Consider the following 26,513-nt stretch of genomic DNA (forward strand, 5'->3'; position numbering starts at 1 on the left):
CTGGTTATGAAAGCATTACTGTATTTTTTACTCCTTTTACTGCCGTTTTCCGCATACTCAGCGTCTAATTCGGTGGTGTTGCCACCCGCAAATCTTATTAACGTTATTGATGACTTCGTTGTAGATGCGCTGAACAAAGATAGTTTTTACCAGCATTTGGATAAAGGTGTTCCCGGTACGCCAATCAGATTCGTGACTTACGTAGAAAGGGTGCAAACGTCGGGAGGTTTTGCTGCAGAAACGACTTCTGGACTTTTGGCTGCGAGTACCTTGGGTCTGGTTCCTATCCTTAGGAATAAAGATTTCAAAGTGGTATTTCGAGTCTTGGCGAACGGAAAAATCATCACCGAGTATGAGTATGTAAAAAACGTGACTGACGCAACCTCGCTTTACACTTTCCAAAACACGGAGCTATCTGATGACCTTAAAATCTGGGTAGTAGATGTTTTGAATCAAACAACGCAAAAGCTAAAACGTGATAAAGTGCTCTTGGATTTGATTGCTGAATACAAATACTACTATGGCGATTATTGATTAACTTCGTTGACAATCGCCAAAAAAGGTCGCCAATGCGCGACCTTTCTCTTAAAGAATATTGCATACTTCTATTCTTTTTTCCGCTCATGGCTTGGAGCATTTAGACGGTATTCTCATGCTCTAGAACTAATCGGAAAACAAGCCATTGGGACACACCTCCTTCACTCACACCAAACCCAAAAAGAGCGCCCCATACGGTCGCCCTTTTTCGTTCCGTCTTTTCCAGCATTCAACCAGCTGTTATTGCGGCTGGTGACTACCCTTTCCTTTTCGTCTATCGCAGCATCTCAAAAACGCCCTCAATCAAAGTCAAAGTCAGGCACGTATTTCTTCTTGAATTGCTTTAAGTCGCCGTCTGCGGATGCATCAGCCGGTAAGTCTGCGTCTTCAGGGGTGATGCGGCTGCATTGATTGTTGTCGTACATCAGGTTGATGTGTCGGCATAAGCCATACAGGCTGTTGTAAATCGAATGTTCGTTGATGCCGATTTCATTCAGTTCATAGATAATTTTGTCTTTCAAATCCGGCATGATCGGCAATTCAGTTAAGAGGGATTGCAAACCCTCTTCGTCTTCCAACGCGGTGAACTGCGGCTCGCCGTTTTCTAAGCGTGAAGGGTGCGCGGTGAGGCGCTTGTTCTTGTACGGAGAGCCAGGGTTGACGGGCATGATGTGCAGTTGTTCAATCTCAAACGGGTTCTCATCAATCTCTAGCGAGGGAATGTCATCCGCGATCAACATGTACACATGGGGTTGAGAGCCGGGGCTGTGGCAGGCATACCACAGCGCTTCATACGGGTCGACACTCCAATCCAGCAAGCGTGTTTCTAGCCCTGCATTGTGTGCTTCAACCAACAACTGACACGTCGTTGGGTTCTCCAAATCGATGTAGTCACGGCCATAGAGATTAATCACGGCCAACATGTTGGCTTCAATGTCGCTGGATTTGGTTAAACTTCGCGCGGCTTGAGGGAGCAACTTACTTCGAATGTTGGGCTGGCCTCGGTACAACACCGTTTTATGCTGCTTTTTGATGTTATCAATGGCAGCCGTAAATTTGGATAAAGAGTCGATATAGTTGATATGTTTCATGAAACCCTCGTTATCGAAAAGCCAATTCGAATGGTTGTCCGTCCTTGCTCTCGCTATCAAAGCGAGCGTTGAACTTGCCGTAGTATTCAGTGCTAATACACTCTCTGACTAAGCATAAACACTTAATGAAATTATTTATTCCAATTATAGGAACAAACACTAGATTCGGACGTGCATTCCGTCAATAGTTCACGCCCGCTTTGCTACTCAAAATCCCAACAACGGTGCACTCAGTGTTATTTATTGCCCCCCTTCTCCCCCTGGCTCCGGCTATCCTCTATCCTCTATCCTCTAACGCGAGTTCGTTTTGCATGACAGTTACCGCGATGACATTGACAATATCGTCGTTGCTACACCCTCGCGATAAATCATTCGCAGGCTTTGCCAGCCCTTGTAACAACGGGCCAATCGCCACTGCCCCACCAATGCGCTCTGCCAATTTATAGCCAATGTTTCCCGCTTCTAAGTTCGGAAAAATAAGCACGTTGGATTGCCCTTTTACGTTGGAATTCGGTAGCTTCTTTTTGGCGACGTCAGCGACAATCGCAGCATCAAGCTGCACATCTTCATCAATGGCGATATTGGGGGCTTGTTGTTTCACCAGTTGTGATGCGCGCACCACCTTGCTGACCGATTCATGTTGCGCACTGCCACTGGTCGAGAAGGACAACATGGCGATTTTTGGCTCTACCATCAGCAAACTCTCGGCGCTCCTTGCTGCCGCAAGCGCAATGTTTGCGAGTTCTTCGTCGGTGGGATCAATCACTAGGCCACAATCTGAGAAAATCAGTCCGCCTTTTAAAGTGTGGAATGGTTGGCACAGCATCATCAAAAAGAAGCTCGACACAATGGTGGCTTTTTTGTCTAGCCCTATGATTTGAATCGCGCTACGCACCACGTCTTTCGTGGTGTGGATTGCACCTGCCACAGAACCTTCTGCCATGCCTTTTGCGACCATAAGGTTGGCGAAATTGATCGGTTTTCGCGTTTCTACTAACGCTTGTTCACGCGTGATGCCCTTCTTTTGGCGTAACAAGAAATAGTGTTCGGAAAGATCATTAGTGAGTGGGCTAACATGAGGGTCAATCACATTAAAGCCTTCTAAAGGAATGTCGGCGGCGTCGGCGGTTTCTTGTATGTTCGCTTTGTTTCCTACCAGTATGATGCTGGCAATACCGCGTTGCTGCACCTCAAATGCCGCTTGTAAAACCCGTCGGTCTTCACCTTCGCACAACACAATTCTTGAATGCCGATCCTTTGCTTTCTCGATGATGTTGTTCATGGCTTTCATGCTGCACCGCCCAGAGACTATTGATTAATGATCTTAACTATCAATTTATGAAACGTATCGTTCTATTAATTAAAATAACAAACAATTAATAACCACTTTTTTACGTATGGTCAACACAAATGAGGAGGAAGCATGAAGAGAAGATGAACACCAAGAGGTCTGCATTGTGTGTTTTGGTTCGATTCCCATGCACGCTTGTTGCTCAGAAAGAAACACGCTCCGCGTTAACCTCTTGTTAAATCCAGATCACATAAACCGCTAAAACATGGGGATATTTACGCTTCAGAAACTACGTAGAGTTTGCGGGGTGAGAAAGAGGCGTTGGAAGAAATAATCAAGCCGTTATCGAAAAGCCTACCAAAACACTACGTAGATATACGGAGAAATTTAGTTAGCCGCATCCCTTCTTTTGTATCGCTACGTGCGAAATAACACGGCTACTTTGTTAATAAAATGTTTCGCACTCTTTAGGTCGAACGCAACGATCAAAAGGATGTGAATCATGGTCACTGTTACTTCAACAGCGAAAAAGATGCTGCTCACGCTCGGCGCTGTCACACTGCTCACGACAGCGAGCTTTTCTTCTTTTGCCGCCGATAAGGTGTATCGCTTAAAGCTGGCGGAAACATGGGGACCCAATTTCCCCATCTTCGGTGACGCCAGCAAAAACATGGCTGCAATGGCTGAAAAAATGTCTAACGGTCGTCTGAAAATTCGCATTGATTCTGCCAACAAACACAAAGCGCCGTTTGGTATTTTTGACATGGTCAAAGCGGGTCAATATGACATGGGGCATTCCGCATCGTATTACTGGAAAGGCAAAGTCCCTAACACCCTCTATTTCACCACCATGCCATTCGGCATGATCGCCTCTGAACAATACGCTTGGTTCTACCACGGTGGCGGTATGGAATTGATGGAGGAAGTGTACTCCCCTCACAACATGCTTTCTTTCCCTGGGGGGAATACGGGCATACAAATGGGCGGTTGGTTTCAGGAAGAAATCAAAAGCGTTGAAGACTTAGATGGGCTGAAAATGCGCATTCCGGGCTTTGCAGGAGAAGTCCTCGCGAAACTGGGCGCAAGCCCAACCAACATCGCACCGGGCGAGCTCTATACCGCACTCGAACGCCGCACCATTGATGCGCTTGAGTGGGTTGGCCCCGGCTTGGATTTGCGCATGGGCTTTCACAAAGTCGCCCCTTTTTATTATACCGGTTGGCATGAACCCGCGACGGAATTGCAGTTTATGATCAACAAGCGTAGCTGGAACAAGCTACCTGAAGATTTACAAGAAATCCTCCGCGTTGCGATGCGCACCGCCGCTTACGACATGTATATCCAAAACGCCCATGCCAGTGCAGACGCATGGGAAACCATGTTGAATGATTACCCAAGTATCCAAGTCAAACAGTTCCCAGAACCTGTGCTTACGGCCATGAAATCTGCCAATGATGCGCTGCTCGCAGAGCATGCCGCGAAAGATGAACAAGCCAAGAAAATCCTCGATTCACAAGCTGCATATCTCTCCAAGATTCGTCGCTGGACCTCTATCTCGGATAAGGCTTATCTGAACAGCCAACAGACGGTTGAGTGACGCTTTTGCGCCGAGTAAATTGCTCGGCGCTTTTTTTTCGTTTTGACAGGGTGTCGATATGCAAAGCCTGATTTTTCTCGAACGATTAATCAACCGATTGGCCGATTTGCTCGGCTGGATAGCCAGTACCTTATTTCTTCTTCTCATGCTCAACGTGGTTTACAACGTCATCATGCGTTACGCCTTTGATAGCGTATCTATTGCCCTACAAGAAATGGAATGGCATCTGTTTTCTGCCGTGTTCTTGTTAGGTGTCCCTTACGCCATCAAAGCGGGCGGGCATGTGCGAATAGATGTGCTTTACGAACGTTGGGGTGAGAAAACGCAAGCCTTGGTCGACCTGCTCGGCTGTGTGCTTTTCCTGCTTCCTTTTAGTGTGTTGATTGTGTATTTCGGTATCGATTTCGCCCACGAAGCCTTGCAACTTGGCGAAAGCAGCGGCGATCCCGGTGGCTTACCGCACCGTTGGATCATAAAAGCCATGATCCCGCTTTCCTTCTTATTTATCGCCATCACTGGCTTTGCCCTCACGCTCAACGCCATTACTCGTCTCGTTCGTCCAGCTGTTTCAGGGAGCCCTTTATGATCGGCATCGTTATGTTTGTTGCGGCGCTGTTTACCCTGTTATTGGGTTTTCCGGTCGCGTTTACGTTTGGTGGCATTGCGCTGCTGTTTGGAGTGTGGGCAGAAGGTGTAGAGATTTTCGCGTTCATGCCGTTTCGTATCATGAGCATCATGCAGAATACGGTACTGATGGCCGTCCCTTTGTTCGTGTTCATGGGGCTGGTGCTCCAAAAAACGCGGTTGGCTGAACAACTGCTCGAAGCCATGGCGCGATTGTTTGGCGGCGTGCGTGGTGGCCTTGCCATCTCGACCGTGTTGGTGGGCAGCCTCTTGGCGGCGTCAACCGGCGTAGTCGGTGCATCGGTTGTGGCAATGGGGCTCATTTCATTGCCCGTCATGCTCAAGTATCAATACGACAAGGGACTTGCCTGCGGCACGATTTGCGCGTCAGGAACGCTAGGGCAAATCATTCCACCCTCGATTGTGCTGATTCTTCTTGGTGACGTGCTCGGCATTCCCGTGGGCGATCTGTTTCAAGCCGCTGTATGGCCGGGGTTAATGCTGGTTGGCGCGTATATTCTCTACATTTTGTATTTCGCCTTTCGACACCCAGAAGCCGCGCAAGCCATGGAGCCCATTGAAGGCCAATCACGCAAAGAAGAGGTCATCGAAGCTCTGAAAGCCGTTGTCCCGCCGTTGGCGCTGATCATCGTGGTGCTCGGCTCTATCTTCGCGGGCATTGCAACGCCAACCGAATCCGCGGCATTGGGCGGTGTTGGTGCTGTCATTCTTTCGATTATTTACCGTCAATTTTCTTGGAAACTGCTCTACGACAGCGCCTTTGAAACCGTGAAAGTAACGGCAATGGTGTTTGGTATTCTGCTTGGTGCTACGGCCTTTTCGATGGCGTTTACCTACACAGGCGGAGACTATTTGGTTGAAGAGTGGATGACTGCTTTACCCGGCGAGAAATGGGGCTTTTTGATCATCACCATGTTGGTGGTACTGCTGTTGGGGTTCTTTATCGATTTCGTCGAAATCTGCTTCATCATTGTGCCCATTCTCGCGCCTGTCGCTGAACTAATGGGCATCAACATGACGTGGTTTGCGATTTTAATCGCGATGAACTTGCAGTCTTCCTTCTTAACGCCGCCGTTCGGATTTAGCTTGTTCTACCTGAAAGGCTGCGCGCCAGATGGCATCACAACACGGGACATTTATCGCGGCGTCATGCCTTTCATCGTCATTCAGGTTGCGGTGCTCGCCAGCATTTTGATGTTCCCCTCTATGTATGGATTCGACAGCTAGAAAGAAAGGCGGCGAAAAGCCGTTCCTTTCTTTTACTCATGCCACATAAGACGCGCTAAGTGTTTGAGCGAAATTGAGTATACAGTTAATAAAGCCATCATCGACGCGCAGGGAGAGCCATGAATGTCACTCAAACTTAAAATCATATTGCTGACAGTGATCCCACTGATAGTCATCAGCTACATGATTGGTTGGATCACGATTCAACAAGCGGAGTCTTTAGGCGTGAAAGAAATTTCCACGTTTCGCGCCAGCTTGCTCTCTTCCCGAGAACAATCCATTAAAGACTACATGAACCTCGCGACCCAAAGTATTGAGCACATTTATGCGGATGCAAGCGCCGACGACAAACAGGCACAACAGCAAGTGTTGAAGCTGATTCGAACCCTGCGCTATGGCGATGATGGTTACTTTTTTGTGTATGACGAACACGGTTACAACCTTGTTCACCCCATCATGCCGGAGCTTGAAGGTCAAAATCTCATGAAGCTTCAAGATTCGAATGGTGGGTTTCTCATTGAGAACTTGATGGCCTCCGCCAAAACAGGCGGTGGCTTCCACGAATACCTTTGGCACAAGCCTTCAACCAATGAAATTGTGCCAAAACTCAGCTACTCGATTTGGTTACCTAAATGGAACTGGATGATTGGCACTGGCTTGTACATTGAAGACATTGGTCATCAAATCGAAGAAGTGAAAACCTCGGTGCAAACCAGCATCAACACCACCTACCTCGCCATCATTGTGGTGCTCATTACCTCTGTCGTGATCATGATCGTGATTGCACTAGCGGTGAATTTGCGCGAACACCGCATCGCAGATATTCGACTCAGAGAACTCGCCTACCGCACCGTCATGATGCAAGAAGACGAGAAAAAACACCTTTCACGAGAATTGCACGACGGCATTAATCAGCTCTTGGTTTCCGCCAAGTGCCATCTGGAATTGCTCGCCAAAAGCGTGATGTACAGGAACGAAGAAAGCGAACTGACTCACCTTCAAAAGAGTGAACGTTCCTTGGTCATGGCGATCAGTGAAGTGCGCAGAATGTCTCGCACCCTTCGCCCAACTACGCTCGATGACATCGGCTTAACCGCAGCCCTAGAAAGCCTTGCCGCCGATTTCGCATCTGCCACCAACATTCAAGTTGATACCCACCTCGACCAGATTGATGCCACCCTCGCCCCGGACGTTGTCACCACCTTATATCGCGTGGTGCAAGAATCCTTGGTGAACGTTGAAAAGCACAGTGGCAGCTCTCTTGTTGAGCTTGAAGTGACACAACTTGGTGAACGTCTTCAGCTCATCATTCGAGACAACGGCATTGGCTTTAAGGTGTCGGGTGCGCTCAAAGGCCGCGGCATTGGTTTGCGAAACATGCGAGAGCGTATCGAGTTCATTGGGGGTGATCTGGAAATCAGTTCTAGCACCGCAAACGGCACTGAAATCATGGTGTTGTTAGACTTATCAGCAATCACCAAAGAACTGTAATCAAAAGCGGTAATCAAAGACATTCGAGAAATCAGGGTATGCCGTGACATCAAGGGCAGAATATCAAGGACATGAAGGAGCAAATAAGCCATGAGCCAAAGCACGGACGACATTCGCGTATTGTTGGTTGACGATCACCGCGTCGTCATTGAAGGCTTTATCGCAAGGCTGGAAAGCGAACCGGGCATTTCTGTTGTTGGCACTGCCAACAACGGCGTTGAAGCCCTCGAACAAGCCAAATTGCTTGGCCCTGACGTCGTGCTGATGGACATCACCATGCCCATTCTCAACGGCTTAGAAGCCACTGCCTTGTTCAAGCAAGAACACCCAAACACCAAGATCCTCATGCTCACCATGCACGATAACCGCGAATACATTCTGGAAGTCATGCAATGCGGCGCATCTGGTTACATCCTAAAAGACATCTCGGCAGAAGAGATGGTCAAAGCCATAGAAACCGTGCATTCAGGCGCAAGTTACTTTTGCCAGTCCGCCAGTAAAGCCCTGTTCAACGCCCCCGAAGAAAGCCCGATAAAGACCACCACCAAATCTGTTCTCAGCCGCCGAGAAATCACCGTACTTTTGCTCGTCACCGAAGGGAAAAGCAGCAAAAAAATCGCCCAAGAACTCGACATCAGCGTCAGAACCGTCGAAACCCACCGCCAAAACATCAAGCACAAACTCGACATCACTTCGACCGCAGAAATGATCACCTATGCCGTACAAGCCGGACTGATTGATGGGGTTGGGTGATGGGGTTCAGTTATGCCTAGAGGTTGAGGAGTAAACGGTGATGAGATAGGCGAAAGAAACAGACGAAAAATCCCGCCAACTAGGCGGGATTTATTTTTGTAAAGACGACACAAAATTAGTGAGAAAAGAGAAGCATGCCGGCATTACCGTCTGTGTATTGATAAACTCAATTAATATGAATCTTTAAGTTTTCATCCACTTCCAAGCGCAGGGCGACTGAGCGTTCTTTGCCGACTTTCAGTGATTTTCCATCCCCCATGCGGCGCATGTTTAGGCCGAGTGAGCGGAGCATTCTTTCGCAGCCGACGGTGGTGACGAGCACGTAAGCGCGGATGTCGTTTTCTTGGGCGAAGTCGTAGAACGAGCGGATGAGTGTCAGGGCGTTATTACCGAACCAGCCATTGGTGTTTTCGTAGCTCTCTTTTGATGTAGTAAAGCGTGAGATTTCCCAGATGCCCTCTTCCATTGGCGCTTCTTCGCCTTGTAGCAGTTGAGGGAACACGTCTTTCAGCATGTACTCGCCTTGCGTTGGCATTGCACGCCAGCAACCAATCACTTCTTGGTTTTCTTCCGTCAGTGCGACGTAACTGGTTTGATCCATTTCATCAAAGTTATCTGACTCCATGTCTTGCGTTGAATCGACTTCCCACCCTAAGCGCTCCAAAAAGCTGCGATGACGTAGACGGAAGATATTGTTCAGAACAGCAGGATTATTGAACTTTGATTCTGGTGTCAGGGTAATTAGCTGGCTCATGGTTATTCCTTCAACTTGTCGGTGGTAATCGTTTAAGGCGATTGCTTGAGAACGAGTTCAAGGCTATGGCAGCCCCTCTACATCGGTAAGCTGTCGGAAATAACAGTGATAAAAAGGGGTACTTCACCCCTTTGATAACGCAGCATTTATTCTTGTTCAGAGCCCTTTCCTATCACTTGTGACAGGGGATTTTTGAGCGACATTTTCCTATGGTTGCACTATGCACTAACTAAGGCAGTAACGATGCAGCATCTATTCAAGATCGCGGCAAGATCACGCTAGGAAACAGGAATAGAACACCTTGGATAATCCGACCAAAAAACGCGCATCTGCGCAAAAGACTCTCGGCCCATTAAATGAGGAAGAAGCAATGCCAGATGAATTAGTCATGGCATTAAACAAAGCGAAAGCGCTTTCAAGTCGTAACGGCGTTGCTTGGTTGATGTTCGAAAAAAATCAGCTCATTGCGAGTTATAGCGGCTTTGCAGGTGACCCCATGTTTGCGTCTTTAAAGCGGGGGAAACCTGCGGCACATCAGCGTCGACTCTATATTTCCTCCCCACCTCATCGTCATTCTTACAAGATTTCTGAACTGGAAGAGATAGCAGAAAAGTGGGAACTCGATTTGGTCTGTTTCCCCCAACTGTCAGAGGCCATGAACACGGCTTTGGCGGTGGAAGCGCATGAGTCAGAGAATTACACCTTAACAACCCCAGCATTGAGCCTGAAAAATGAATCCATTTTCTTTGGCCCAGCGATGTTAGAAAAACACCACAGACCTTGGACGACCTGCTTCATCTCAATGAACAGCCAAGGTCAGGGCGTCAAATACGATCACTTCTTATCGGGGTTTGGTGCGGAAAGCACCTTTCATCACGCGCTGACGAAACACACCATTGTGGCCATTCAAAAAAGCCTGACGCAGAGCGATCCTCAGCTAAATGCCATCAAAGAAAAATGTTGTGCCATCGAAATTGAAAGTGCAGATGCCCTTGTTCAATTGCAGAACAAACTCGCCCGTGGCGGGCAAAGCACCTTAGTTACCTTGTGCGACTACGCCTTCTTTGGTGAGCTCGCAAACGTTAACACGGTTGATGAGTGTCGAACCTATGTGGCTTTGACCGAATTGCCCACCTTTCAGCCCTTGTCTGCGTCATTTGGGAAACAAGCGCAAACTGTCCCTAGCCTTTTTGGCTGGAAGGTAACATCAACCCACAGCTTTGATGCTGGCGTTCTGATCCAAATGCGTCGGAAAACCCAATGCATGGATGAAACCCGCTCGCTGAATGCCTGATAGGACATATCAACAAAACTCACTTCAATTTTCCGCATATAAAACAGAGCATTGAAGTGAGTGTCGTCATCGTTAAACACCCACCATCCTCCTCTGATTTCTTTCTGTTATCCCAACGTATTTTCGTTCATTTATCTAAATGAAAATAAATAAAGTAAACTCATGTTTAAATAAATACCGAAACTAAACACATCATTATTTACACTCAACGAATGAATTATTTAATTTCAATGACAGCATTGATTAATTTTTAACCAAATCACACACTCATTCTTTCCTTGATATTCCCTTATAAAACTCAAGTCATTCTAATAAATCGGTAAGAGCATTTACTTTATTTTTCTCACTTTAGATTCATTGGGCAGATTGTAATAATCACAGCCCAAAAAACTGGCCTTTCGTTTGACCATTTCTGGAACGCAGTGCTATGTTTTAGTGCATTGATAGCTTGGTACAGCAAGCGATAGAGCGAGCCGTGGCACAAGTATGTGATAGAAAACTGCGTTGCCTTCAATCGATAACGATGTCTAATTCGCCTCACTCAGCCTTTCACATCAAGGATGAAAATGTAGTATTTATGGATACCGATCAGTTATATGCCATTATTGAAAAACTGAATGATGTAAAAAATAAAGAACAGCTTGAATCATTGTGCGAACAATTCTGTGAACTCGTTGAACTCCCTTATTATTTATTTGGTGTTATTGAGCAAGAATCACTTTATGCGCCTGTTATTCATACATTCACTAATTATCCAGCACCTTGGTTAGAAAAATATTTTCAACAAAATAAACAACGTGTCGATCCAGTAGTGAGTTACATCATGACCCAGCAAGCACCTATTCGCTGGGATTCCCTCGTTCAACGTGAAGAATTTCAAGATCCAAAACAGCAAGAATTGATGGCGCTCGCCAGCCAATACGGCCTCTGTAACGGGTTCACAGTGCCTATCAAATCTGCGTCTGGGGATTTTGTGTTACTCAGCATGGCAATTGGTGATGTCGAAAACCAATGTGAAAAGCTTAATGCTGCTATTCCTTTTGCACATACCCTCGCCACCCATCTTCTTGAGTGTTACCTCACCATGAAGATCAAAAACCAAGGTTGTGAGGAGGTCTCCCTCACCAAACGAGAAACCGACTGTTTGTTTTGGGCAAGCGAAGGAAAAACAGCGTGGGAAATTTCAAAGATCATCAATGTGTCTGAACGCACCGTGTTGTTTCACCTCAACAACTGTACGAAGAAGCTTTCTGCGTCGAACCGTCAACACGCCGTGGCACTCGCAATCAAAAAAGGGCTGCTCAAACCCAATTTGTAAATGCGGGTTCGTGCCCATTTGATTGAACTGACTCTCCCCAACACAACCCAAAACGCGGCGCCTCATGGCGCCGCGTTGCTATAGTTCATCATTGCTGTGGTTCATCATTGCTGTGGTTGATAGCTACTAGGGTTAATAATTGCGATGGCTATTCGTTGCTGTGGTAAATAATTGCTATGGCTAATCAGGGAAGCATTAACTCGCACGTCGCAGCGATTCCGAAGCCATGTCCTGTTCAATGTTCGTGTACCTGCGCTTCATTTCTTCAATTGAATCTTGCTTGCCCACTTGTTTCACCCCTGCTGGCGTGACCAAGTATTCTGCAGGGAACCCATGCCCAATAAACAGCCCTGGGGAGCTGGTGATCGCATACGCGCCCACTTGATGCACCACCAAGTAATCACCCACCGCTAAAGGCGCACAATCAAACTTGTCAGCAATAATGTCAGACGGTGTACACAGTGGGCCAACGAGGGTATATCGCTGTGTTTCTGTCTCTGAGCGACCTGCGCCAACCGTCATGCTCGCGCGATCTGGCAGCGCCGCACATGCAATGTCATCCAAGTTCGTGCTTGTCGCCTTGTCGATGAAATAAGGTTTTCGCATCAAGTTCGCAAACGCTGTTGCACCGTGAAAGAGGTTATAACCGCCATCGCACACCACAAAGGTTTTGCCCCCTGACTGCTTAATGGATTTCACTTGAATCACGGCCTTGCCGTTCTCGCCCACAATGAAACGCCCGCTTTCGAAGAACAGGCGTGTCGCCCCGGTTTTCTCAATCAAATTCTGCTGCAAAGACAGCAAAGCTTCTTGCATCGGTTCTACGGAAAGCGCCTCTTCCCCTTTGTAATAAGGAATGCCAAAGCCGCCGCCCAAATTGAGCACATGAAGCGGCAACGCAAAACGCGTTTGCAGCTCAATCAGGCAATCACACAGCGCCGAAAAGTTAGCAATAAAACTGTCAGGGTCGAGTACCCGTGTGGTGGCATATATGTGTACGCCAGAAATGGCAATGCTATGAGATGCAGCCAGCGCCAACACAGACGGTAAATCCTCCTCCGTGATGCCAAATTGCGATGCCGCACCGCCCATTTTCATTGAGCCGCCAGAGATTTCCACGTTCGGGTTTAAGCGCAGTAAAATCGCCGTGTCCGAATCATAGCGCTGTTTCAGTTCGCCCAGTTCCACCAATTCATCGGCGCTTTCTATCGCAACAAAAGCAATGTTGTTTCGCGCACATTCCGTTAAAAGTCGCGTGGATTTATACGGGCCAACACAGCCAATGTTTTTCGGCGCAACACCGCTTGAAAGTGCCACATCTAGCTCAAAGGCACTGCTCACATCACAGCCCAACCCTTGGTTCACAATGGTTTCAACCAATGACGGATTTGGGTTCGCTTTCAGGGAATACAACACAGTGGCGACATCCGGCAGGGTCACGGCTTTCAAGCGGTCGCATTGTTGCTGAATCCCGGCTTGGTCATACACATAAAACGGCGTATGAGGCATCGAAGTATTTAACATCTTGAACGTCCTATTATGGGTGCTTTCCTTTAAGGATTCTTAAACTCAACGTAAGTCAGGCAGCGTTTTGCAGGGGCGTGATGCACCATGTCTACCGATTCCAACTCATCGTTACTGGTGTTGATCGTGATAAGACTCAGCACGTTATGGCACGCCTTCTCAGCGCGTAAGCTCATGTAAACAAAGTATTCGAGATACTCTTGGTTGCGCTCTTCGCGCAGGAACATGAAGTGATTGATTTCATCACTTTCCTCAAACACCCACGGGCTGCCAGACAGCTCATGACCATTCAACATGCTGCGCACTTCCTCTTTGTCGAAGCTGGATTTGGCGTGCACAAAAGGCACCACCAGCAACAGCGCAAGCGCGTAGCGTTTTTTCAATAGCGATTTGATCATTGGCGTAGTCATAACTCCTCCTTGGTATAACGCAATCGCCCCGCCTCGCTCACTTAACATCACCTGCCTGTAGGGTTGCCAACAGGCATGAAAAGCAAACGACGCATCAAGGCGGAATGGGTAGATTCCCACTGTGCTTTACACCATCGCATATCGAAGGAATGACGCTAACTGTCAGAATTGACAGCTGGGTGAAGAACAAATAACCAACAACAATGTGAGTCATACATTCGCAAGTGGATATGCGCTATGACCCAATTGAATTACTGGTCGGACACAGCAACTTACAGAGAGCCTGTAGAAACGACCCTCTCCCATCTCGGCTATGACGCAGGCTATGTCGGCATCATCAAAAAGATATTCCGCATAGCCCAAACGCCAGTGTCCAAACTGTCGCCGCAGCAATACTTGATGCAAGACGCCTTTTGTCAGCAAACCGAGCTGCTGGAATCCGACGCACTCACCTACACCCACACAGGGCAGGAAGTGTATCCCTTTGGGCAGTCATGCTTGCGCTCGCTAAACCGTTCAAGTCGCGGAAATGGCGCGCTGTTTGGCTCAACCGCCTGCAATTGCGCGTCCACGTTCAAAGTCATCGACCTGTATCGCCGTCGTCAACAAAATGCGGATAACAAGGCATCGGCGAGAAAACGCCACGTGATTGTGACCTGCGATACCGGCTTCACGCCGATCCTCAAAGACATTCCCGGCTCGACCGTCACAGGCGATGCACGCAGCGCGATTTGCTTGGATGACGGCGCAGCGGGCGACTACCAATTGATCAGTTACGAATCGCAGGTTTATCCCGCCCATTTTGGCGGCGCGTGGGAAGACGAAGAAAAGCATTCGATTTACGAGAAAACCTATAAAGATCGGATTGTTGCGCTGATCGAACAATCATTGGCAGGACTAACGTTGGATGCAGAAAGTCGCATCGCCATCGTGCCCCACAACGTCAATGTGTACACATGGAAAGCCATCGAAAAGAAACTCAACAACCCGCAACTTTCCTTTTTCACCGACGGCGTGGCTGACCACGGACACTGCTACGGCAGCGATGCCTTCATTAACCTGCAATTGCTCGAACAACGCTACGCAGAGCCAGACTCTGCAGAACAATACTATGCAGAGCAACGCGACGCCCCCCATTCGCCACCTCACCCGATACCCGATTACTTCCTGTGTGTAACCGCGGGTGTGGGTGGCTTTTTTTCAAGCGTGACGCTGAAACGGACCGATACCAATAAGGACCCGTCTTATGACTAACACTCCCTCGAATGAGCGTGTAATCGCGCACGACTCAATGCCAAAAGGCACATCACTGCGACAAAGCATCGTGGCGAATATCGACCAATTTGGCGATAAAACCGCGGTGCGGTATCGCAACGCAACCTACAGTTATCGCGGCCTATTGGTGCTCGCCAGCCAGCTTCGCGACATGCTCGACGCGCACGGTGGCATTCAGAAAAACGTACCGATTTTGACCTGCTCACGATCGCCACTGTTTGCCAACTTGTTTAATCTGCTACTTGGGCTGGAAGGCATCCCCTACGAGCCGCTGTCGCTCAATGAACCGTTCGATCGCGCCATTGCCAAAGCAAGCAAATGGCAGAACTTCATCTTGCTGACAGACACCCAAACCGAAAGCGAACTGGGCCCGATTTCCGCCCGAGCCAGCCTTACTGTGATTGCCGATGAAGATTTGTCTTACCGCACCCATTCACGCCCTGAAAACGCAGGAGATAATCACCTTTCCCTCGATGAGTGCGTCTACATACTGTCAACGTCAGGCTCCACGGGTGTGCCGAAATCTGTGCCGATAAAAAGCCACAATCTCGACAGTTACTTGTCTGCCGCCACCCGCTTTTTCGGTGTCGAACAGGACGAACATTTCTCGGTGATCCACGATGTCTGTTTCGACTTCAACATCCATGAATTGTATTTGCCCATCCACAATCATGGCTGCCTGTGCATTGCGGATAAATCTGACTTGCTCAGCCCAGCCACCGTCAGCAAATTCGTTGAACGCCACTGCGTCACTTTCTGGTCTTGTGTGCCCTCTTTCATCAACCATTTAGACCACTTGCGCAAGTTCAATAACAACACCTTTAACCGCATTCGCAAAACCATGATTTGCGGCGAAGCGCTGACCTTGGTCATTCAACAAGCTTGGCGCGCACTCGCCCCAAACAGCCGCATTTTCAATTTATACGGCCCGACCGAATGCACCGTTTCCGTTTCAGGGAAAGACATCACCTTCCCGCAGCAAGACGACATTCGAAACGGCGTGCTTACCATTGGCGAAGCCTGGGACAACACCCTGTTCTACGTGCTCAATGAAGGCCACATCAGCCAAGAAGGCCGTGGGGAATTGCTCGTGGGCGGGCCACAAGTCTTTGATGGATATTTTCGTGAAGGCAGCGTTTGCAGAGAAAAACTGGTGGAAGAACCGCAAAGCGGGCAATTGCTTTATCGCACCGGTGACAACGTAGAGCTTTCACCCAACAAGCCGAATCACTACCTCGGACGCGGCGACGATCAACTGCAAATTCGCGGGCATCGCATCCAAAAGAACGAAATTCTGCACCTGATTTGCCAAACCATTCCGTGCTCAAACCTTGCCGTGGTCGAAAAGAATTCCTGTAACGGCACCACCATCGGCATCGTGTTGTTCATCTCAGGGGAAAACCTGCAGGAAGTTGATATTCGTCGCCGCTTAGCCGCCACGCTGCCCAGCTATGCTCTGCCGCTGAAGATCAATATCGGCCCATTGCCGATGAACAAAAACATGAAGATTGACCACAAGATGCTGTATGCAAACGTGAACCCAGAGGCGGAAACCTCATGAGGATCGAAGATAACAACAGCGTCGCCCTGTCGATAGACGCCATTCGCGTGGTCAGGCCGAAGAAAAAGCTGGTGCTGGTTGATGACTTTGATGCCGTGCATTGCACCTCGTTCAACGCCCACATTCTGAAAAAGATGATGGGGATTGAAACCGTCAATGTGCTGCCAGAAGGCGAACCGCACGAGGCACTCATGATGCCTCTAGTGTCACTTTCTTCGGAAGACACAAGCGAAGAATATGGCAACGATGTCGAACTTCGTAGCGCAAATACTGGGGCGATGCGAGCGCAATTCGGGCAATCCGTTGATCGTGCATTAGCGCGCATTCACAACCTTACGCCGCTCGGGTTAAGCAACGCCAATCGCTGTGTGTCGCTGTTTAAGCAACTCGACATGATTGCGCGTTCTGCCCCTGCACCGCGCCAGTACTGCATTCACAACACCGAACTCGCGTTCAGCAAAGAAATGCGCATCACCCGTGGCTTATCCGTGCAAGGCGACAGCAACACCAGTTTGCGATTGAGCCACACCGACGCGCCAAAAATTCGGGTGAGCAGCGTGCATTTGCATTACGACCGTCGCTTTGCGCGTGGCATTTGGGGCGACAACGTCGAAACCAAAGCTTACGAAGAAAACTATCGCCAGAACATGCATCAGGTGATCCACCGCGCGTTAGACAAAGCGGGCGTCACCCTGTCACAGATAGACCTCTTACTCCCACACAATATCAACATCAAATCATGGCGTTTCCTTTGCCAATCGCTCGACGTGTCTGAGTCGCGTTTGTTTTCGCGAAACATACAGACCGAAGGTCACTGCTTCTGCAATGACATGGTGATCAACCTCAGCGATGCACTTGAAGCATTCGCCCATGAAGACACACCTCCCACCGCAGAAAACCCGTTGCGTTTTCTCGCCGTGGCTTCCGGCGCTGGCGGGATGTTCGGCGCCTGTGTGCTTGATGTTATTCAGCTAGAAGGATTACGCAATGAGAGACACGCTATATAACATCATGGTGGAAGCGGCAGATCGCGTTGCCGTTCTCGACCAAGATAAAACTTACCGCTATCGCGACGTCTTAGATGATGCCGCGCGCCTGTATGAACGGCTAAACGCCGCGGAGAAAGGCACGCCAACGGGCACGCACATTCTCATGTCCGCCGAGCGTTCTTACACCAGTGTGGTGATGTACGTGTTCAGCGTGGTGTATGGCTACACCCTGGTGCCCGTGACGGCAGAGATCGACAACCGCTCCTTAGCGCGTTTGATCAACGAACTCCCCGTGGCGTTCTTCTTTACCGACACATTGACCGATTCCGGCTCGTCTCGTTTGCTCACCGTCGCCCAACAAGCTGCGTGTCCCACCTTGGTGGCAGAGCGCGGCAAAGCCTTAAGTGATGGCGCGTTTCACCAGCCTTTGCCGCCATTGGATGCCAACAGCGAATGGCTTGCTACACCGAGCCAAGACAACCCCGACCTGTATTTGATCTTCACCTCAGGCAGCACGGGCAACCCCAAGGGCGTGAGTGTCGAAACCCACAATTTGCTGAACTACCTCGAAGCCACGCGGGACGAATTCGGTATTCATGCTGACGATGTACTGAGCCACATTTCCCCGCTCAGTTTTGATTTCAGCATTCACGAAATCTTTATCGCCTTGTTCAATCAAGCCGCCATTGCTGTGCTGCGTGAAAACGACAAGTTCAACTTCTCAGGTTATCTCACCCGCCATGCAGTGAGCGTCTGGGCATCAGTGCCATCCACCGTGGCGTATTTGAACAAAACCCGCCAGTTGAACCCAAACCAATACCCTGCTCTGCGATTGGCCTTTGTTGGCGGCGAACCCGTGCAACCTTCGCTGCTCCACACCCTCACGCTCGCCGCCCCAGACTGCACCGTATATAGCTATTACGGCCCGACGGAATGCACCGTCGCCATGATGGCGTGTTTGTACAATCCCGCCAAAGAATACGCCCAGCACATGCCCCTTGGCAGGCCGTTTGGTGGACATCGATTACTGATTCAAACCGAAGCCGACGGCGCATTTCACGCCACGGGGACGGGCGAAGCCTACATTGCAGGCCCGCAGGTATTGAAAGCCTATTGGAAGAACCCTGAACAAACCGCGCTGCGTTTTTCTTATCACCCTGAACACGGCTACATGTTCCGAACGGGCGACATCATTCGCATCGAACAAGACGGCAACCATGTGTTTATCGCCCGCCAAGATGACGACATTAAAATCGGCGGATATCGCTTTAACACCGCCGCCTGTCGCACCTTTGTCGAAGAACAAACCAATGCAGAAGATGTGGTGGTCACGCCCTTTTCTCACAGCAACGAAGGCACATTCGATCGCCTTTTAGTAGTCACCGTAAATGCCGAGATCAGCGAAGCCGCGTTAGCCCGCATTTTCCGCGACCAATACGATAACTATGTGCAGCCGCACTTCGTCAACGTTTCGGAACTGCCGATGAACCGAAACGGCAAACTCGACAAGAAAGCCTTGATGGAAAAGGTGGCCTGCCATGTTTGATCACGACACGCCTCTGATGGCGTTAACCCCGACTCAGCCCCAGATGCAGTCTGCCAGACCACTGCAACCTCAAGTGCAGCCGACGACTGCGGCACCGCCTAAACGACAACAGGCGATCCGTGTGTTTAATCGGCTCGTCCCCATTGATGGTAAGCCGACAAACGTGGCGATCTGGGCACCTGAAAAGGAAACCGCTGAAAACGCCGACGCATCAGCGCCATCCAAGCCCATGCGCTATTACCTCACGCACAAAGGTGACGCAGTAAAAGCACGCAGCATTCAAGCAAAATCCGACATTCAGGTGAGCAAATTCTGCCTGATCTTCCCGGGCTTTAACGGCGGGCCGTTAGATCAGTTTCACCTTGCCGAAGCGCTCGCCAAAGCAGGATATTGGGTGATGTCAGTGGGCTGTTACATCAACCCTGAACTCAAGCCGAGTGATGACCCAGACAAAATCGCCCTCGCCCTTGAAGATGCTTACGCCGCGTACCCGTCGATATTGCAGACCTTCACCGAACTCACCGGGCTTTGCATTTCGCCCGAGACGTTAAGTGAAGTGCGTTACGCCTCCTTTTCCGCAGGCATTTACCCCTTATTACGCGCCGTCAGAAAAGGCCATTGCCCGCAGTGGCAACACCGCTTGTTACTCATGGCTCCGGGGTTATCAGCAACCCCTGGCTTGGCCGAGTTGCTAGCGCAAGCGCCTGTTTCACGCATGGATCTGATTCATTCTGAACAAGACACGCACCCTACGTTTGGCGATCCATTGCACTACTTAAGCTTCTTTGATGCGTCACACACCCAGCTTCACTTACTGCCAAAGGGGGAACATTACGATTTCATTCACCTTCCTTTGTCCGTCACCAAAGACGCGAACGCCACGCCCACCGGCGGGTTCACCCAATCCCAACACGAGCACGCGGTAAAGCAGGAATGCTTGGCGGTTCTCGACAGTCTGATTCATGGAGAAACACGATGAGCTCAACAACCACGCAAGTCCCAAGCAGCCAAGATGCTCACACCGTCATGACCAACATCAATGACGTGTACGCCACCCCAACGCCCTACACCGCGTTTGATGATTGGAGCAGCTTTCATCCGGCTTATGGCGACGACATTTTGTCTGACCCACAAAGCGCGATTGATCTCGCGAATGACTTGGTCGCGCACTACAACAATTCTGAGTTTCACAAAATGGCCCCAGAACGCGCCGACGATCTCGAACTGCGTTCTGTCAGCGATATCATCGCCCGTTACCATGAACTGAACGCAGACACGTTCGCGCCTGTCACCCCTGTCGGAGGTCGTTGCCGTGACCTTGCATTATTGGTGTGCAGCCAGTTTCGCGCCCAAGGTGTGCCCGCTCGCCTTCGCTTTGGCTTCACCCACATGTATTACGACACCAAACGCGCGCTGGCAGACCATGTGGTGGTGGAATATTTCGACGAAGGGCGCTGGAAAATCCTAGAACCACGCGGCAGCTCGCGTCTCATGGAACACCAAGATCTGGGCATTAACCCTATCGACGTAGACCCGAAAAAATTCATCAACGGCCCGCGCGCATGGCACAACATCCGCAACAAAAACATGCGTGCAGAATGGTTCAGCGGCACCACACCCAATGCACAAATGGGCTTGTGGTACGTCAGAAAAATCATGCTGTTTGATTTGGCGAGCCTGTGCCGATACGAAGCCGATGTGTTCGATTTGTGGGGTTATTTGACCGATTCGAAACCCGGCGTGATGCCGAAATTCAAACCCCATTTAGACGCGCTAGACAGCATCGCCGCCACCGACTTTTTGGATGAGCACGCCTTCGCCGAATGCTATCAACTGCTGGTGCAAGACGAACGCTTTTTGCCGGACGGTGAAATCAGCGTATCCCCCACACTTGGCAAACGTTCAACCCTGTCAGTAAGGAAGGAAGACTATGTTCTATATTAGTCGCAACATCACGGCTGACGCGCCGCGGGTGCTGAACGTGTTGGACGACCACGATGCGCTGTTCCTGAGCGCATCCTCCGCCAAGGTGTTTAGCCAGTGGTATGGGTTCAAAGAGTTGCCCTACTACGATCACACCCCCTGCACCGAGTATTACCAGCAGGCGCTGCAAACGTATGTGGAATCGGACGATGTAAACAACATCAGCACGTCAGCAACTCCCGCCCGTGCCTACGATGCTGTAGTACACAACCACACCGGTGCGTTATGTGGCGTGTTCGGGGAGCGTGTGATGTTACGAAGCAGCCGCGCCACGCTCCGTAACGACGATGCGGAAGACAGCAATTGGCTGCCCTTTTCCTCGTCCGCCGCCAAATGCGCCACGCCCATGCAGCTCATGAAATACTTCGAACGCAACCGCGCCCTCAACAACATCTTGTTGGTCACGGGCGACATTGCGGACAACGTGGACATGCGCGTCAACCCTGTTGCCTTGAGTTCAGACACCATCAACATGGTGAAACTCAGCCGCACCCCGAGCGATATCTCCGTGTTGTCTGTCGCGACCTTGTTCGACGGCCAATTCTCCGGCGGGATTTACCTTGAATCCAATGACGGCATTCAAGAGAAGTACAACGCGTTCTACCAAATCAACGTCGAGAAAGTGGTCGACCGCTGTTTAGCGGAGGCCAACCTCACCCGAGAAGACATTGATGTGGTGTTGCCACACAACGTCAACGCACAAACATGGAAGAAATTGGCTGCAAAGTTGGGCATCCCTATTGATAAAGTTTACACCAAGAACATCGCCCGATATGGTCACTGCTTCGGTGGTGATCTGTTCGTCAATCTCAATGATTTGTACAACGAGTTAGATAGCCCTCAAACCGTCACCTGCTTGGCAGTTGCGGCAGGTATTGGTGCCTCTTTTGGTGCCACCCTATTTGGCATATCTAAAGGAAAGGAAACTGAATGAGAGGTCGATTGAAGAAAATGAGTATTTTTCTGATTTCCACTATCGTCGTGCTTGGCGTTATCGTGTTGGCAGTTTTTCTGCTACAACGCCCGCCCGTCGACCCCGCGCTAGAGAAAGGCTTACAGGTCTCTAAATTCAGCGTGGAAGATGCAACAGGCCAAACCGAACTTACCGCCCAAGCGTGGCAACTCCCGCCTGAGAACGCGGAACCGCCAAAAGGCGTGATCTTAATGTCTCACGGGTTTTCCGCCACTGCTGGCACATTGCGTGTTTATGCTGCCCAACTGGCACGCGCTGGCTATGTGGTCGCCGCCGTCACCCATGACGATCTCAAAGGCTTGCGCAGCGGCCTAGTAGAAAACGACCCAATGGTCGCAAGGCAGCGCCACTTGCAGCTATTGCTCGAACAGCTTTACGCCAGCGATGAACAAAACACCCTGCGCACACTGCCTGTCGGCATCTTAGGTTACTCCCTCGGTGGTTATGCCGCGCTCACCAGCACGGCATTTCCGCCAGTGCTCGACAAGCAACCCGCGTTTTGTGAAACCCAGCCACGAGGCGAAAACATCTTGTTATGTAACCCGCGCTTTGGGCAACGCATTCAAGCGATTTTGTCTCAAGAACCCAACGCGGCAGCACGAAGCCAAGCACCCGCGATTCCCGCATCCGCCATTGCGTTGTTTGCCCCGGCTTACACGCAGCTCGTTGACATGGCAGACCAAGAAAACACCCCTGCCGTGTTTCTTGCCAACGGACAGTTTGATGAATACGTGAGCCCAACGGACATGCAATCCCTCGCGCAATCGCACAGCTACATTAAGGCACACAAGGAACTGGAAGATGCCGGCCACTATGTGTACCTGCCTTCATGCCCTTGGCCACTCTCCCTCTTTATGGAGAACTGCAAAGACCCGAAACCGATTGAGCGCTCACCCAAGCAAACTGCGTTAGCGAACGAATTGGTGGCGTTTTTTGATGAGAATTTAGTAGGCGCGAATTAGAACGAACGTCACGAAGAACGAATACTGAATAGCGCTAAGTATGTCTGGATAGATGTGCTTGGCGTTGGTTTGGCTTTAGCAAAAATACCTCTCAAAATAGAACCACCCGCCCCGTACTGCTTACCTTGTAGACAATTGATAAGTGAAAAGCATGTGTCTAGTCAAAAAGGCATGTAATTTTTATGTCTTTATATTTATACTGTGATAGCTTTTATGACTAATTATTAATTCAATTGGCATTCTGAAATTCATCGATTGGAATTTAGACTTAATTCATAAAGATTCTGAGTTCTGCTAGCCTACCGACCGAGTCTCTCAATGCCAGACAATAAAATTTTCAAGCAGATAAACCACTAAAGTAACCAAAATTACTTCACTTGAAATTCACACCAAAATACAACAAATAAAGTAAAAGGAAAACAAAATTGAGAGATCAATCGATCAATAGACGAAAAGCTGCAATGCTATTATTTGAAATAGAAGAATCATTTGGAAAATTTATAAAAGACAATCTCAGTGATATAAATGAAATACCATCATCAATTTTAGACACATTACAAGAAAGAAAACTTGAAGTCGAGGTCACCACAATTGACCATGTTGTCGAAAGGACTTATCTATCAGAAATTTTCCAGCTAGCTTCGGTAGCAACTGATAACACTTCATTTAACAAATTAATCGCTGAAATATCAAAGCTCGCTATTATTTATGAGCTATACGACATTAGAAATTCAATAGCTCATCCAAACCGCACATTCCCAAATTGTTATTGGTATAGAGTAGCTGCTTTTGCTAGTGACCCTTTGATTGCAGTGTTAGGTATTAAAGGTATCCAAGAGTGTCTGCTTTCAGCAGAAGAAGGTATAATATCTGACCCTCCTGAAGAATGGTTATCGAGTTCAATTTTCGAAATCAGAAACAATCTTCCTGAACATTTTGAACATGACGTTACAGGACTGATTGGTCGTGAAAAAGAACATGAAAAACTAATAAGTCTATTAACAAACCCTAGAGTAAACACAGTAGCAGTTGTTGCCCCTGGGGGATATGGAAAGACAGCACTAGTCTTAGACTTATTACACCAGCAAATTAGTAATCCTAAAACTTCATCCTATGCAGATGCTATTATCTTTATCACCTTGAAGACTGAGAGCTTAACTTTAGATGGCATCAGAAACCAAAATGCTCCTCAGACGATTCAGCAACTAAAAGAAGCCTTAACAACTGCTGCCGAAACTACTTATGAGGTTCCTTTTGACAGTTTCGAAGAATGCACAGCATATCTTGAAGACCAAAAGTTATTGATCTGCATTGATAACCTTGAAACTCTACTACGTGACAACCCAGAAGCTTTTGATGAGCTAAATCTAGAACTACCTCCGCTGTGGAGAATTGTAGTTACAAGTCGAACAATGATCGGTTCAAACCAATCAATAGCTTTAGAGCCTCTAGGTAAAAAACATTCAATTAATCTAATCAACTCTTATATTAAGAAAAGAGGTGGTAAAGTATTGGGGAGAGAGTTCACAGAAAAGGTTGCGACCGATTGTTACTTTAATCCATTAGCAATCAGATTAACAATTGATAAAATACTATGTGGAAGCGCTATTCACTCTGCGATATCTAGTACAAAATCTGAAATTGCTGAATTTTCTTTTAGAAACTTGATAGAATCTTTATCAGTTAATGCCAATTCTATCTTAGAGGCGCTGCTGATTGCAGGAGAAAGTGACAAAATACATCTATGCTCGTTATTAGAATTAAGCTTAGATGACTTATCAAGCGCTTTAAGAGAAGTAATACCAACTAGCTTAATATCAAGAAAAATATATGATGACGTCGAATTATATGACTTAAGTTCATCAATAAGAGATCTACTTCTAATTGACACAAAGAATATAACCATTAGAGATGCCATCCTTAGTAGAAAAAATAACCTAGATATAAAATCTAATGAAGTTGATAAAAAGCAAATCGAGCTATCAATATCAAACCTTAATGTATCATATATTCCTAACGACACAACTCAAAGTCTAAAAATATTACTAGAGAGTTTCCATAGGTGTTGCAAGGCAGATATGGAAAAAATGGGAGAATTATTAAGAAGGTTTAAAAATTCATACGAAACATATAAAAGCTTAGCAATATTTCAACGTGAATATGCTCGAATATCAAGTTACTTAAAGGATTATAAAACAGCCGTTCAACAAGCAAAATTGGCGGTATGTATTAGTAGAGACGAACCACTCAATTTATTTGTACTGGCTGATTGTTATTTCCGTTCAAAAGATTACAAATTAAGCGCTGAGACCTATTTAGAGCTAGTTAGTAAATGCGAAGAATTGGAAATACAGGACACTAAGTTCTTAGCCAATGTTTATCATGGACTTTTTCAATCCCTGCTATGGAGAGGTGATTATTGCACAATAATCGAACAAACCAATGATTGGGAGGATAGAAAAACATTCAGCGCTTTATTTGGCGGCTATCGAGCTACTGCCTATAAAAGAACGGTTGAAAATAGTTTTAAGGCTAATATCGATGCTTATGTAGAGGGAATGACAAATAGTATAGTTGTTATGGATAACGTTTTTAAACTAGCTGGTTATTTAAAAAGCCCTTGTATACAAAGTCTAAAAATAATCACTGAAATTGATTTTGCCATACCTAGACTATTTGATGATGAAAAATGGAATGATTTCTGTAGAACCAGTCTAAATTTCATTGAATCTCACTATATTGGAATTATTGACCAACAATCTTTGGATAAAAATACAGAATCTAAAGTCAAAGCAATAAAAGAAACCGTAATAAAGCTAAAAAATATTGATTTCCCAGAAAACCCGCTTCAACACATCAGCGTTTTAACTGAAGAAAGAACGGGATTAGATGAAATAGATTCGTCTTATGTTGAAGTTAGGGTTTATCATGTAATGAAAGATACCACAAGAAAATTTGCCAAAGATATAGAATCAAACCAGTACTATTTAACAAAAGAAAATACATCTGGTGACTTATACTCGAAATGGGAAGGTATATCAGAGGGAGCAAAGTTATTTGTTATCCCTAGTGAGTGTATACAACCCGATAAAGCCATTCCTGTGTTAGATATTGTTGAGGCATAGATAAAATATGCTTCGGGATAGACATCCCAAATCTCATTATCCTTAGTCACAGAGCCCTCTAGGGCAAATCTAAGAGCCACTTAGCTCACGCTTGTGGCTCTTTCTCTTATCTCGATACTCGCAATCTCACTTCTCGTCCCTCGCGCAATCTCACCTCTCGCCCCTGA

General features: G+C 48.0%; 22 protein-coding genes. 17 read left to right on the forward strand and 5 right to left on the reverse strand.

The annotated features are described in order from the left end of the window. Positions 1–6 precede the first annotated feature (6 nt). A complete protein-coding gene (locus tag BCT27_RS07950) occupies positions 7–534 on the forward strand; it encodes a hypothetical protein (protein WP_102395496.1) in 528 nt (175 codons plus the stop codon). 302 nt (positions 535–836) lie between these two features. Here the strand turns inward: BCT27_RS07950 and BCT27_RS07955 are convergent, their stop codons facing one another. Beyond that, positions 837–1,628, reverse strand: coding sequence for an FRG domain-containing protein (locus BCT27_RS07955; RefSeq protein ID WP_102395497.1), 792 nt, complete (start codon positions 1,626–1,628; stop codon positions 837–839). Between the two features lie 277 nt (positions 1,629–1,905). After that, positions 1,906–2,919, reverse strand: coding sequence for a phosphate acetyltransferase (gene pta / locus BCT27_RS07960; RefSeq protein ID WP_102395498.1), 1,014 nt, complete (start codon positions 2,917–2,919; stop codon positions 1,906–1,908). A 532-nt stretch (positions 2,920–3,451) separates the two neighbouring features. Between pta and BCT27_RS07965 the strand changes: the two genes are divergently transcribed. The 5 genes from BCT27_RS07965 (at position 3,452) to BCT27_RS07985 (ending at position 8,632) form a co-directional block, all read left to right on the forward strand. Next, the gene (locus BCT27_RS07965) at positions 3,452–4,516 is read left to right on the forward strand and encodes a TRAP transporter substrate-binding protein (protein ID WP_241908545.1); all 1,065 of its coding nucleotides are present in this window, start codon (positions 3,452–3,454) and stop codon (positions 4,514–4,516) included. A 58-nt stretch (positions 4,517–4,574) separates the two neighbouring features. After that, positions 4,575–5,102 carry a TRAP transporter small permease subunit gene (locus tag BCT27_RS07970; RefSeq protein ID WP_102395499.1) on the forward strand — a complete coding sequence of 176 codons (528 nt, stop codon included), beginning with the start codon at positions 4,575–4,577 and terminating at the stop codon, positions 5,100–5,102. After that, positions 5,099–6,388: a TRAP transporter large permease gene (locus BCT27_RS07975; protein ID WP_102395500.1), complete on the forward strand. Its 1,290-nt coding sequence runs from the start codon at positions 5,099–5,101 to the stop codon at positions 6,386–6,388. Before BCT27_RS07970 ends, BCT27_RS07975 begins: the two co-directional genes overlap by 4 nt. A 123-nt stretch (positions 6,389–6,511) precedes the next feature. Continuing rightward, positions 6,512–7,879, forward strand: coding sequence for a cache domain-containing protein (locus BCT27_RS07980; RefSeq protein WP_102318332.1), 1,368 nt, complete (start codon positions 6,512–6,514; stop codon positions 7,877–7,879). Between the two features lie 90 nt (positions 7,880–7,969). Then, entirely contained in the window at positions 7,970–8,632 is a 663-nt protein-coding gene (locus BCT27_RS07985) for a response regulator transcription factor (RefSeq protein WP_102395501.1), read from the forward strand. Positions 8,633–8,798: 166 nt separating this feature from the next. Here BCT27_RS07985 and BCT27_RS07990 read toward each other — a convergent pair whose 3' ends face one another. Next, a complete protein-coding gene (locus tag BCT27_RS07990) occupies positions 8,799–9,386 on the reverse strand; it encodes an acyl-homoserine-lactone synthase (RefSeq protein WP_017010620.1) in 588 nt (195 codons plus the stop codon). A gap of 370 nt (positions 9,387–9,756) precedes the next feature. Here BCT27_RS07990 and BCT27_RS07995 point away from each other — a divergent pair, with 370 nt between their 5' ends. Both BCT27_RS07995 and BCT27_RS08000 read left to right on the forward strand, forming a co-directional pair. Continuing rightward, entirely contained in the window at positions 9,757–10,680 is a 924-nt protein-coding gene (locus BCT27_RS07995; protein ID WP_241908530.1) for a hypothetical protein, read from the forward strand. A gap of 577 nt (positions 10,681–11,257) precedes the next feature. Beyond that, positions 11,258–11,998 carry a helix-turn-helix transcriptional regulator gene (locus tag BCT27_RS08000; protein WP_102260380.1) on the forward strand — a complete coding sequence of 247 codons (741 nt, stop codon included), beginning with the start codon at positions 11,258–11,260 and terminating at the stop codon, positions 11,996–11,998. A gap of 195 nt (positions 11,999–12,193) precedes the next feature. On the opposite strand, the gene BCT27_RS08005 is transcribed toward BCT27_RS08000, so the two are convergent. After that, the gene (locus BCT27_RS08005) at positions 12,194–13,522 is read right to left on the reverse strand and encodes a type III PLP-dependent enzyme domain-containing protein (RefSeq protein WP_102395503.1); all 1,329 of its coding nucleotides are present in this window, start codon (positions 13,520–13,522) and stop codon (positions 12,194–12,196) included. A 29-nt stretch (positions 13,523–13,551) separates the two neighbouring features. After that, the gene (locus tag BCT27_RS08010; protein WP_422386137.1) at positions 13,552–13,932 is read right to left on the reverse strand and encodes a hypothetical protein; all 381 of its coding nucleotides are present in this window, start codon (positions 13,930–13,932) and stop codon (positions 13,552–13,554) included. 237 nt (positions 13,933–14,169) lie between these two features. Here BCT27_RS08010 and BCT27_RS08015 point away from each other — a divergent pair, with 237 nt between their 5' ends. From BCT27_RS08015 to BCT27_RS08055, 9 genes are all read left to right on the forward strand, one after another. After that, the gene (locus BCT27_RS08015; protein ID WP_102395504.1) at positions 14,170–15,186 is read left to right on the forward strand and encodes a beta-ketoacyl-[acyl-carrier-protein] synthase family protein; all 1,017 of its coding nucleotides are present in this window, start codon (positions 14,170–14,172) and stop codon (positions 15,184–15,186) included. Next, positions 15,179–16,768, forward strand: coding sequence for an AMP-binding protein (locus BCT27_RS08020; RefSeq protein ID WP_102395505.1), 1,590 nt, complete (start codon positions 15,179–15,181; stop codon positions 16,766–16,768). Before BCT27_RS08015 ends, BCT27_RS08020 begins: the two co-directional genes overlap by 8 nt. After that, positions 16,765–17,775: a 3-oxoacyl-[acyl-carrier-protein] synthase III C-terminal domain-containing protein gene (locus BCT27_RS08025; protein ID WP_102395506.1), complete on the forward strand. Its 1,011-nt coding sequence runs from the start codon at positions 16,765–16,767 to the stop codon at positions 17,773–17,775. The genes BCT27_RS08020 and BCT27_RS08025 overlap by 4 nt, the downstream gene beginning before the upstream one ends. Continuing rightward, positions 17,756–19,303 carry an AMP-binding protein gene (locus tag BCT27_RS08030; protein ID WP_102395507.1) on the forward strand — a complete coding sequence of 516 codons (1,548 nt, stop codon included), beginning with the start codon at positions 17,756–17,758 and terminating at the stop codon, positions 19,301–19,303. Before BCT27_RS08025 ends, BCT27_RS08030 begins: the two co-directional genes overlap by 20 nt. Beyond that, positions 19,296–20,282 carry an alpha/beta hydrolase gene (locus BCT27_RS08035; protein WP_102395508.1) on the forward strand — a complete coding sequence of 329 codons (987 nt, stop codon included), beginning with the start codon at positions 19,296–19,298 and terminating at the stop codon, positions 20,280–20,282. The genes BCT27_RS08030 and BCT27_RS08035 overlap by 8 nt, the downstream gene beginning before the upstream one ends. Further along, entirely contained in the window at positions 20,279–21,247 is a 969-nt protein-coding gene (locus BCT27_RS08040; protein ID WP_102395509.1) for a transglutaminase-like domain-containing protein, read from the forward strand. Before BCT27_RS08035 ends, BCT27_RS08040 begins: the two co-directional genes overlap by 4 nt. After that, a complete protein-coding gene (locus BCT27_RS08045) occupies positions 21,234–22,220 on the forward strand; it encodes a 3-oxoacyl-[acyl-carrier-protein] synthase III C-terminal domain-containing protein (RefSeq protein WP_102395510.1) in 987 nt (328 codons plus the stop codon). Before BCT27_RS08040 ends, BCT27_RS08045 begins: the two co-directional genes overlap by 14 nt. After that, the gene (locus BCT27_RS08050) at positions 22,217–23,221 is read left to right on the forward strand and encodes an alpha/beta hydrolase family protein (RefSeq protein ID WP_102395511.1); all 1,005 of its coding nucleotides are present in this window, start codon (positions 22,217–22,219) and stop codon (positions 23,219–23,221) included. Before BCT27_RS08045 ends, BCT27_RS08050 begins: the two co-directional genes overlap by 4 nt. A gap of 425 nt (positions 23,222–23,646) precedes the next feature. Further along, positions 23,647–26,346, forward strand: coding sequence for an ATP-binding protein (locus BCT27_RS08055; protein ID WP_102395512.1), 2,700 nt, complete (start codon positions 23,647–23,649; stop codon positions 26,344–26,346). Positions 26,347–26,513 lie beyond the last annotated feature (167 nt).

This window comes from Enterovibrio norvegicus (assembly GCF_002876705.1).
In the GTDB taxonomy this organism is placed as follows: Bacteria; Pseudomonadota; Gammaproteobacteria; order Enterobacterales; family Vibrionaceae; genus Enterovibrio; species Enterovibrio norvegicus_B.